Below are 9,918 nucleotides of genomic sequence, written 5' to 3' on the forward strand. Positions count from 1 at the left end.
GGCCTCCGCCAGAGCCGACGCCGGGACCCTCGCCAACTGCTCGGGAGTGGCCCTCTCGTTGCCCTCCTCGTCCCTGCCGCCACCCGCCAACAGGTACGGGGCCTTCGCGAACGCGTGCTCACGCAGCGACATGATCAACAACTTCGGCGACAACGGCTTGCCCGTGTTCCACGCCGGACACTGCGACTGACANCGACCACACTCGGTACACGTGGAGAAGTCCAGCAGACCCTTCCAGGTGAAATGCTCCACCTGCGAGACCCCGAACACCGCATCGTCCGCCGGGTCCTCGAAATCGATCACCTCACCACCCGAACGCATCGGCTGCAACGCACCCAACGCGACCCCACCATCCGCCTCACGCTTGAAGTAGATGTTGAAGAACGCCAGGAACCGATGCCACGCGACACCCATGCTCGGGTTCAGACCGATCGTCACCGCCCACGCGCCGGTGGCGGTGAGCTTGATCATCGCGGTCAGGTAGACCAGGTTCTCCAGCGTGGACTCGCCCAGGTCCTGGAACGCCAGGCTCAGCGGGTACGACGCGAAGAATCCCGCCTCGTAGTGGTCCACCCCCAGCAGGGCGGCCTCCAGGGCGCGCAGCGTCAGGATCGCGAGGCCGATCACCAGGATCGTCCACTCGACGTAGTACGCCTGCCACGACACCGAGCCGGCGAACCGCGACTTGCGGCCCGGGCGGGAGGGCAGGCTCAGCTGCCGGATGACCATCAGGACCACGATGCCGACGAACGTGGCCAGGGCGATGAACTCGGTGAAGAGTTCGTACGGCAGCCAGTCGCCGATGAGTGGGAACACCCAGTGCGCGTCGAAGAGCTGGACGATCGCGGTGACGATGGTCAGGCCGAGGGTCAGGAAGCCGACGGCCACGAACCAGTGGGCCACGCCGACGACGCCCCACTTGAGCATTCGGGTGTGGCCGAGGAACTCCCGGCCGAGGGTCGCGGTGCGCTGCGCGGGCTGTCCGGTTCGGCTGCCGTCAGGCTGGCCGACTTGGACGAAACGGTAGATGTGCGCGACGGCGCGCGCCGCGAGCGCGGCGCCGACCACCAAGGTGACCAGCGAGATCACGATCGCTGCGAGCTGCATGGGCGTTCGGCTCCTCCGGTGGGACGTCCCTTCCGGGGCGTGTATCGGCCGACAGCGTACGGCCGTGCGGGCATCTTACCCACTGGTAACTTATCCACTGCGTCGATGATATCCGTCACGCTGGACGCTACCGGCTTCGGGGGTTTTGTCCGCTTCGGGCCGCCCCTGGGTGATCTTGTCTTACCAGGCGTGTCCCACCGCACCCGTTGCCGAACTGCCGGGACTGCCGAAGTGCCAGGACTGCCGAAGCGCCGGGACCGCCCAGGCGCCGGGACCGCCGAAGCGCCGGGACCCGCGACAGGTCCCGGCGCCGTGGTGAGCGTGCGCCCGGTTCGGGCCCGGCCGGCCGGGATCGGGCCGGACCGCCCCTCGCTCCGAGCCCGCCGATCAGAGCGTCTTCGCGGCCGCCTGCTTCCGAGGCTGCACGACCAGCGTGTCGCTCGCTTCGTCGAGGTCGACCACGACCGTGTCGCCGTCGCCGACATCGCCCGCGAGCAGCGCCCGAGCCAGCTTGTCGCCGATCGCGGTCTGGATCAGCCGGCGCAGCGGCCGCGCGCCGTACGCCGGGTCGTACCCGGTCAGCGCGAGCCACTCGCGGGCCGCGTCGGTCACCGTGAGGGTGATCCTGCGGTCGCTGAGCCGAGCGCCGAGCCGGTCGACCTGGAGTCCGACGATGTGCGCGAGCTCCGCCGTGCCCAGCGCGTCGAAGAGCACGATGTCGTCGAGCCGGTTGAGGAACTCCGGCTTGAACGCGTTGCGCACGACGTCCATCACCATGCCCTGCTGCTGCTCCGGGGACAGTGCCGGGTCGACGAGGTACTGCGACCCCAGGTTCGAGGTCAGGATCAGCACCACGTTGCGGAAGTCCACCGTGCGGCCCTGGCCGTCGGTCAGCCGCCCGTCGTCGAGCACTTGGAGCAGGACGTCGAAGACCTCGGGGTGGGCCTTCTCCACCTCGTCCAACAACACGACCGAGTACGGCCGGCGGCGGACCGCCTCGGTCAGCTGGCCGCCCTCCTCGTACCCCACGTAGCCGGGCGGCGCGCCGACCAGGCGCGCGACCGAGTGCTTCTCCGCGTACTCCGACATGTCGATCCGCACCATCGCGCGCTCGTCGTCGAAGAGGAAGTCGGCGAGCGATTTGGCCAGCTCGGTCTTGCCCACGCCGGTCGGGCCCAGGAACAGGAACGAGCCGGTCGGGCGATCCGGGTCGGCGATGCCGGAGCGGGCCCGGCGGACCGCGTCGGACACCGTCGCCACGGCCGTCTTCTGGCCGATCAGCCGGCGACCCAGCTCGTCCTCCATCCGCAGCAGCTTGCCGCGCTCGCCCTCCAGCAGTCGGCCCGAGGGGATGCCGGTCCAGGACGAGACGACATCGGCCACGTCGTCCGGGCCGACCTCCTCCTTGACCATCGCGGTGCCGTCGGTGCCCCGGTCCCCCTCGGTCGCCGCGGCCTCGGCCAACTCGCGCTCCAGGGTCGGGATCTGTCCGTACATCAGCTTCGACGCGGTCTCGAAGTCGCCGTCCCGCTGGGCCCGCTCGGCCTCGCCGCGGGCGGCGTCCAGGCGCTCCTTGAGCTCGCCGACCCGGTTCAGGCCGGCCTTCTCCTGCTGCCACCGCGCGGTCAGGCCGCTGAGCTGCTCCTGCTTGTCCGCGAGGTCCTTGCGCAGCCGCTCCAGGCGGTCCCGGCTGGCCGCGTCGGTCTCCTTGTCCAGCGCCATCTCCTCCATCCGCAGCCGGTCGACCGAGCGCTGCAGCTCGTCGATCTCGACGGGGGAGGAGTCGATTTCCATCCGCAGTCGCGAGGCCGCCTCGTCGACCAGGTCGATCGCCTTGTCGGGGAGGAAGCGCGCGGTGATGTAGCGGTCGGAGAGGGTGGCCGCGGCGACCAGGGCGGAGTCGGCGATCTGCACCTTGTGGTGTGCCTCGTACCGGCTCTTGAGCCCGCGCAGGATCGCGATGGTGTCCTCGACGCTGGGCTCGCCCACGAACACCTGCTGGAACCGGCGCTCCAGCGCGGGGTCCTTCTCGATGTGCTTGCGGTACTCGTCCAGCGTGGTCGCGCCGACCAGGCGCAGTTCGCCGCGCGCGAGCATCGGCTTGAGCATGTTGCCCGCGTCCATCGAACTGTCGCCGGTGGCACCGGCACCCACCACGGTGTGCAGTTCGTCGATGAAGGTGACGACCTGGCCGTCGCTGGACTTGATCTCGTTCAGCACCGCCTTCAGCCGCTCCTCGAACTCGCCGCGGTACTTCGCGCCCGCGACCATCGCACCCAGGTCGAGTGCGATCAACCGCTTGTCGCGCAGCGACTCGGGCACGTCGCCGGCCACGATCCGGCGGGCCAGGCCCTCCACGACGGCGGTCTTGCCCACACCGGGTTCACCGATCAGTACCGGGTTGTTCTTGGTCCGGCGGGACAACACCTGGACCACCCGGCGGATCTCCGAGTCGCGGCCGATGACCGGGTCGAGCTTGCCGTCGCGGGCCTCCTCGGTCAGGTCGCGGCCGTACTTCTCCAGTGCCTGGTAGGTGCTCTCCGGGTCCTGCGAGGTGACCCGGGCGCTGCCGCGCACCGCCTTGAAGGAGTCGAGCAGTGCCTGCGGGGTGGCGCCCGCCTCACGCAGCGCGTCGGCGACCGGGCCGGATCGGCCGGACGCGAGACCGACCAGGACGTGCTCGGTGGACACGAACGTGTCGCCGAGCTTGTCGGCCTGCTTCTCCGCCTCGTCCAGCGCGAGCATCGTCTCGCGGGCGAGCTGCGGCGCGGCCACCGTCGAGCCGGACGCGCTGGGCAGGCGATCCGAGATCTGGGCGGCTGCGACCTTCAGGAGCGGCACGTCCACGCCGGCCGCGCCGAGCAGCGGGACCGCGATGCCCTCGGGCTGTTCGAGCAGGGCGAGCAGCAGATGCGCGGGCTCCACCTGGGGGTGTCCCGCCGCGGAAGCCTTGCGGATGGCGACCGAAAGGGCCTCTTGGGCCTTGGTGGTGAGCTTCTGTGCATCCATGTGAGGTGTGCGACTCCTTCGCTTCGGGCACGCGCTGTCACGGCCATCATCCCGTTCGTGCCGCGTACGTCCCGCACCCCGAACGGTTATTTGACTGTGAGAACCACAACTAAGTTGAGTCTATTCCACTCAACCGTGCGTCCGCCCGGATGCCTAGACTGCGGACATGCCAGATGTGTCCGGTGCCCTCGAAACACTCGACGCGCTTGCGGATGCGGCCGTCCGGCTCATTCCGACGGCGCCCGAGGCCGAGCGTGTCGTGCTCGGCCTCGCCGGTCCGCCGGGAGCCGGGAAGTCCACGCTCGCCGGCCGCTTGGTGCGCGCGATCGAACAGCGGGTCGGCGTCGGTATCGCCGCCTACGTGCCGCTCGACGGCTTCCATCTCTCGAACGCGCAGCTCAAGCGGATCGGTCGGTTGCACCGCAAGGGCGCGGTGGACACCTTCGACGTGTGGGGCTACGCGAGCACGCTGGCGCGCGTGGTGCACGAGGTGGACCGGGACGTGTACGTACCGGACTACGACCGCACGCTGCACGAGCCGGTGGCCGCGCGGCACGTGGTGCGACCCGGCACCCGGATCGTGGTGACCGAGGGGAACTACCTCGCGCTGGACGCCCCCGGCTGGACCGACGCCTACTGCCTGATGACCGAGGTCTGGTACGTGCACGCCTCGGACCGGGTCCGCGACGAGCGGTTGACCAGGCGCCAGCGCCGAGGCGGTCGCAGCCCCGGCGAGGCGATGGCCTGGGTGGCGGGCAGCGACCGGCCCAACGGCGAACTGGTCAAGCGCTCCAAATCCCGCTGTGCGCGGGTGGTGACGGTGGTGTGGTGAGCCCGCACCCGCACCCGCGGCCTTCGGCTAGGTGAGCCACGCCGGCGACGGCACCAGCAGTTCCACGTTGCGGTCCTCCAACCGACCGCGGCGGCCGTCCACCTTGGGGTCGGGGCGGTCGCGCTCCTGCCAGTCGTTGCCCGCGAGTTCGCGGGCCAGCGCGGCCAGCGCGACCGGGCCGTCCAGCTTGCCGCCGTTGGACTCCGGCCCGGCGGAGTCGACGATGGTGCCGTAGATGGAGAGCGTGCCGTTCTTGTTGTCGCCGATCTCCACGATCCGCGCCTGTGAGGGCCAGTCGATGTGCGACGCGGTGTTGATCTCCCAGAATCCGCCGGGAACCGCGCTGCCCGCCGGCCGCGGGTAGGGCTTCACGTTGTTGTCGTGGGTGTGCCCGTTGACCCACAGCACGACGTTCGGGAAGCGCAGCAGCAGCGCCTGCACCTGCGGGCCCAGGATCCGCGCGGGTTGCCCCGAGGGCACCGTCTTGTTCACCAGCGTGTCGATCGTGTGGTGGCTGAACAGCACGAACAGCATGTCCTTGCCGGTGCCCTCGACCACCTTGCCCTGCTCGTCCAGGTACCTGGAGCTGCCCTTGACCAGGTGGTCCTGGAGCCACGCGAACTGGGTCGGGTCCAGGCAGCCGGAGTCCAGGCCGTACTGGTTCACCGTGTCCAGGACCAGGCAGCGCACCCGGCCCTGGTCGAAGCTGTAGTACGCGGTCTTGGCGTCCAGGTTCGTCTGGGTGAAGCCGTGGCCCTTGGGCAGGCCGGTCGTGTTGAAGTGCTCCTTGATCGTCTCCGCGCGGTCGATCAGCCGGCGGTCCGGATCGGCGGTGACCTTGCGCTTGGGGCCCGCCAGCAGCGCGGCGAGCGCGTCCGGCTTGCCGTTCTGCAGGCCGAGCGCGAGCGTGACGATGGTCTGACCCGCCGAGATGTCGAGCACCTTCTCGTCGCCGACCGCGACCTTGCTCAGCAACTCACTGACCGGCAGGTTGCCCTGGACCAGGCCGTCGTGGTTGCCGTACGCGGTGTACCACGGGGTCTTCAGGCCGGTCGCCTCGAACGGACGCCGGCAGGCGTCGAGCAGGCCCGGCACGGTGGGAAAGCCGTACTCGCGCCTGGGCACGTCGTCCTTCTGCCCGGGGGGCGTGCCGTCCGGGTGCCAGTAGCGCTCGTGGTACGCGACCGCGTCCATCGGACCCTCGTACCGGTTCCGGTCGCCCGAGTCCGGGGTGACCTTCTTGCCGCCGTCCAACACGTCTATGTACCAGCGCAGCTCGTTGAACTGGATGTTGTCGGTGTTGTCGCCCGTGCAGATGGTGAAGGCGAGCGGTTGGCCGAGTGCCGGACCCTTGCCGATCCGGTTCAACGACTGCACCATCGCCTCGGCTATCTGCGCGGTCAGCACCTCCTGCGGGCGATGCGAGGACTGGAAGGGCAGCAGCTTCGCGAACGGCTGGTCCTTGTCGCTGTGCCGGTCCAGGAAGTCCACCCGCGCGGTGGACTGCGAGTCCTGGATGTGAATGTCCGTCAACTGGGTGAAGGCAACCAGCGGTTGGCTCTTCGCCTTGCTGCCGGGCCCGGCGCCGGGGGCCAACTCGGTGCGCAACAGGTGCGGTTCGCCGGGGCCGGCGACCACCTTGCGGTAGCCGCCCGCGCCGGGCGGGCCGAGCACCAGGGTGCGCTCCAGAGTGGTGCCGGCTATGCCGGCCGGGCCGCCCGCGGTCGGGGCGCCGGACTTGGGCGCATCGCTCGACTTCTTGTCCGGCTCGTCCTTGGCGTCGGTGCACGCCGCCGCTCCGAGCAGTGCCGCGCCAGCGGCCGAGTACTTCAGGACGTCCCGACGATTCGGCTTCATGCGGGTGACCCTACTGACGCGTATTGAGCGGCATCAAGGAGTGCCCACGACCCACCCGCGGCCGCCCGCCCGCACGAATGAGGGGCGCGGCCGAAGCCACGCCCCTTGCGCATTCCAGGCCGGCCGCCGCCGCTCGACGGCCCGTCAGTCGGTGCGCCCGCGCTTGGGCTTCCAGACCACGAGCGCGGTGCCCGCCTGCGGCCGGACCGGGACCAGGTCGCGCCGATAGGACGCGTGCACGGCCGCCTCGCGTCGGGCGCTCGCGTCCGTCGCCTCGTGCAGCGCGTGTTCCAGCTCGGCCACGCGCATGCGCAGCGCGAGTACCTGGTTCTCCAGCTCCAGGATGCGCTTGATCCCGGCGAGGTTGATGCCGGCTTCCTGGGAGAGCCGCTGCACCTCACGCAACTGGACGATGTCGCGGGCGGAGTAGCGCCGCCCGCGACCGGCCGTGCGGTCGGGCGAGACCAGGCCGAGTCGGTCGTACTGGCGCAGTGTCTGCGGATGCAGACCGGACAGCTGTGCGGCCACCGAGATCACGTAGACCGGAGAGGTCTCGTCGATCTCGTAGCCGCGCCGCCCGCCGATGCCGCCGTCGCCGCCCAATCCGCCCGGTCGCATGTCATGCCCCCTTCGCCGCGTCCAACAGATCGGCTCGGGGATCGTGCGCGACGGTCGCCTCGCGGAACGCCTCCAGCGCCTCGCGCGCCTTGTCGTTCAGCTGCTGAGGAACCGTCACCTCGATGGTGACCAGGAGGTCGCCCCGAGTGCCGTCCTTGCGTGCCGCACCGCGCCCGCGGACGCGCAGCGTACGGCCGTTGCCCGTGCCCGCGGGGAGCTTGAGCGTGACCGGGACACCGCCCAGGGTGGGCACGGTGATCTCCGCCCCCAGCGCGGCCTCCGGGAAGGTGACCGGCACGGTGACGGTGAGGTTGTCGCCCTTGCGGCCGAATACGGCGTGCGCCTTGACGTGCACCACGACGTAGAGGTCACCGGAGGGGCCGCCGCGCTCGCCGGGAGCGCCCTTGCCCTTGAGCCGGATCCGCTGGCCGTCCTGGACCCCGGCCGGGATCCGGACCTGCATCGTGCGTGAACTCTTGGCCCGACCGCTGCCGTTGCACACGATGCACGGGTCGTCCACCAGCAGCCCGCGACCCTTGCAGTCGCGGCACGGCTCGGAGAAGCCGAAGCCGCCCTGCGGCCGACTGACGTTGCCGGACCCCGCGCAGGTCGGACACATCCGCGGGGTGGTGCCCGCGGCTGCGCCCGTGCCGTTGCAGTGCCGACACGGCTCGGAGCTGGTCAGTCGGATCGGCACGGTCGCACCGTCGACCGCGTCCGCGAAGCCGAGGGTGACCTCGGACTCCACGTCCGAGCCGCGCCGGGGCTGCTGGCGTCCGGTCTGGCGACCGCCGCCGAACAGGCCGCCGAAGATGTCGCCCAGGCCGCCGCCCGCGCCCGCGCCGCCCTGCTGCTGGCCACCGAAGATGTCGCCGAGGTCGAAGGGGAAACCGCCGGCGCCGCCCGGCCCGCCGCCGGGGCCGCGGAAGCCGCCCCCGCTGCCGAACAGGGTCCGCGCCTCGTCGTACTCCTTGCGCCGCTTCTCGTCGGCGAGCACGTCGTAGGCTTCCGAGATCTCCTTGAACCGTTCCTCGGCCCTGGTGTCACCCTTGTTCTTGTCCGGGTGGAACTCGACGGCGAGCTTGCGGTAGGCCTTCTTGATCTCGGCGGTGCCGGCGTCCTTGGGGACGCCGAGCACCTTGTAGTAGTCCTTCTCCAGGTAGTCCTTCGTACTCATGCGCCCCTCGCCGATCGGGTCGGGGTGCCCTCGTGCTCCGAGCGCCCGTTTCCGGATTCACTCCACCCGCGCATCGGCGTCCCTCCTCTCCGCTTCTCGTCGTCTGGTTCCCGGTGTCGGTTCAGCTGCCGGCCGCTTCGCCCGACTCCTCCGGACCACCTTCGGCGTCCGCCGTGGGCTCCGCGACCGCCACCCGCGCCGGCCGGATGATCCGTTCGCCGACCTGGTAGCCGGGCTGCAGGATCTCCACGCACGTGGGCTCGGTGACGTCGGTCGCGTACGAGTGCAGCAGCGCCTCGTGCACCGTCGGGTCGAACGGGTCGCCCTTGGAGCCGAAGCCCTGCAGCCCCATCTTGGCCACGATCGACTCCAGCGACTCGGCGACCGACTTGAAGCCGCCCGCCAGTTCGCCGTGGTCGCGGGCCCGACCGATGTCGTCGAGCACCGGGAGCAGTTCGCTCAGCACCTTGATGGCGGCCAGTTCGCCCGCCACGTTGCGGTCCCGCTCGACGCGCTTGCGGTAGTTCGCGTACTCGGCCTGGAGCCGTTGCAGGTCGGCCGTGCGCTCACCGAGCTGGTTGCGCAGCTCGGCGGCCTCGGCCGCCCCGGGGGCCGGGGCCGCCGCCGAGGCGGCGGTCCCGGTTTCCGGCTTCGGCTCTGTCTCTTGGGCGTCGCCCGGGACGGCGCCGTGGTTCGAGCCGGTCCCTTCGGTCACGCAGCACCGCCCTTACGGTCCTCGTCGACGATCTCGGCGTCCACGACGTCGTCGTCGGCAGTGTTGCCCGCGGCGTCGCCGGTCGAACCGGCCGCACCCTCGGCGCCGGGCTGGGCGTTCGCGTACATCGCGGTGCCCAGCTTCTGGCTCGTGGTGCTGACCTTCTCCGCGGCGTCGCGGATCGCGGCCAGGTCGTCGCCCTTGAGCGCGTCCTTGAGCTCGGTGAGCGACGTCTCGACCTCGGTCTTCACGTCGGCCGGCACCTTGTCGCCGTTGTCCTTGATGAACTTCTCGGTGGTGTACACCAGTTGCTCGGCCTGGTTGCGGGTCTCCGCGGCCTCGCGACGCTGGTGGTCCTCCTCCGCGTGCGCCTCCGCCTCGCGCATCATCCGGTCGATGTCGTCCTTCGGCAGGCCGGAGCCGCCGGTGATGGTCATCGACTGCTCCTTGCCCGTGCCCAGGTCCTTCGCGGACACGTGCACGATGCCGTTGGCGTCGATGTCGAAGGTGACCTCGATCTGCGGCAGCCCGCGCGGGGCCGGCGGCAGGCCGGTCAGCTCGAACATGCCGAGCTTCTTGTTGTAGGCGGCGATCTCGCGCTCG

General features: G+C 70.5%; 7 protein-coding genes and 1 pseudogene. 1 reads left to right on the forward strand and 7 read right to left on the reverse strand.

Going from position 1 to position 9,918, the window contains the following annotated elements; genetic code table 11:
* Positions 1 to 1,107 (reverse strand): annotated as a pseudogene (locus A3IC_RS0110615) (Fe-S oxidoreductase); the annotation flags it as partial.
* Positions 1,108 to 1,494: 387 nt separating this feature from the next.
* A complete protein-coding gene (gene clpB, locus A3IC_RS0110620; RefSeq protein ID WP_020550038.1) occupies positions 1,495 to 4,116 on the reverse strand; it encodes an ATP-dependent chaperone ClpB in 2,622 nt (873 codons plus the stop codon).
* A gap of 166 nt (positions 4,117 to 4,282) precedes the next feature.
* Between clpB and A3IC_RS0110625 the strand changes: the two genes are divergently transcribed.
* On the forward strand, positions 4,283 to 4,948 hold the full coding sequence (locus A3IC_RS0110625) for a nucleoside/nucleotide kinase family protein (protein ID WP_052173387.1): 666 nt from the start codon (positions 4,283 to 4,285) through the stop codon (positions 4,946 to 4,948).
* Positions 4,949 to 4,975: 27 nt separating this feature from the next.
* On the opposite strand, the gene A3IC_RS0110630 is transcribed toward A3IC_RS0110625, so the two are convergent.
* From A3IC_RS0110630 to A3IC_RS0110650, 5 genes are all read right to left on the reverse strand, one after another.
* A complete protein-coding gene (locus A3IC_RS0110630; protein WP_020550040.1) occupies positions 4,976 to 6,805 on the reverse strand; it encodes a TIGR03767 family metallophosphoesterase in 1,830 nt (609 codons plus the stop codon).
* A 144-nt stretch (positions 6,806 to 6,949) separates the two neighbouring features.
* On the reverse strand, positions 6,950 to 7,423 hold the full coding sequence (locus A3IC_RS0110635) for a heat shock protein transcriptional repressor HspR (RefSeq protein WP_020550041.1): 474 nt from the start codon (positions 7,421 to 7,423) through the stop codon (positions 6,950 to 6,952).
* A 1-nt stretch (position 7,424) separates the two neighbouring features.
* Complete coding sequence (gene dnaJ, locus A3IC_RS0110640; RefSeq protein WP_020550042.1) at positions 7,425 to 8,600, reverse strand: molecular chaperone DnaJ; 1,176 nt, start codon at positions 8,598 to 8,600, stop codon at positions 7,425 to 7,427.
* Positions 8,601 to 8,721: 121 nt separating this feature from the next.
* Positions 8,722 to 9,315: a nucleotide exchange factor GrpE gene (grpE, locus tag A3IC_RS0110645; protein ID WP_020550043.1), complete on the reverse strand. Its 594-nt coding sequence runs from the start codon at positions 9,313 to 9,315 to the stop codon at positions 8,722 to 8,724.
* The coding region (locus tag A3IC_RS0110650) for an Hsp70 family protein (RefSeq protein ID WP_020550044.1) at positions 9,312 to 9,918 on the reverse strand (607 nt) is incomplete at its 5' end. The genes A3IC_RS0110650 and grpE, both read right to left, overlap by 4 nt.

This window comes from Embleya scabrispora DSM 41855 (assembly GCF_000372745.1).
Classification (GTDB): domain Bacteria; phylum Actinomycetota; class Actinomycetes; order Streptomycetales; family Streptomycetaceae; genus Embleya; species Embleya scabrispora.

Coding starts and splice junctions, on each gene's coding strand:
- clpB (WP_020550038.1), bottom strand. CDS start 4,116: ATGGATGCACAGAAGCTCACCACCAAGGCCCAAGAGGCCCTTTCGGTC.
- A3IC_RS0110625 (WP_052173387.1), top strand. CDS start 4,283: ATGCCAGATGTGTCCGGTGCCCTCGAAACACTCGACGCGCTTGCGGAT.
- A3IC_RS0110630 (WP_020550040.1), bottom strand. CDS start 6,805: ATGAAGCCGAATCGTCGGGACGTCCTGAAGTACTCGGCCGCTGGCGCG.
- A3IC_RS0110635 (WP_020550041.1), bottom strand. CDS start 7,423: ATGCGACCGGGCGGATTGGGCGGCGACGGCGGCATCGGCGGGCGGCGC.
- dnaJ (WP_020550042.1), bottom strand. CDS start 8,600: ATGAGTACGAAGGACTACCTGGAGAAGGACTACTACAAGGTGCTCGGC.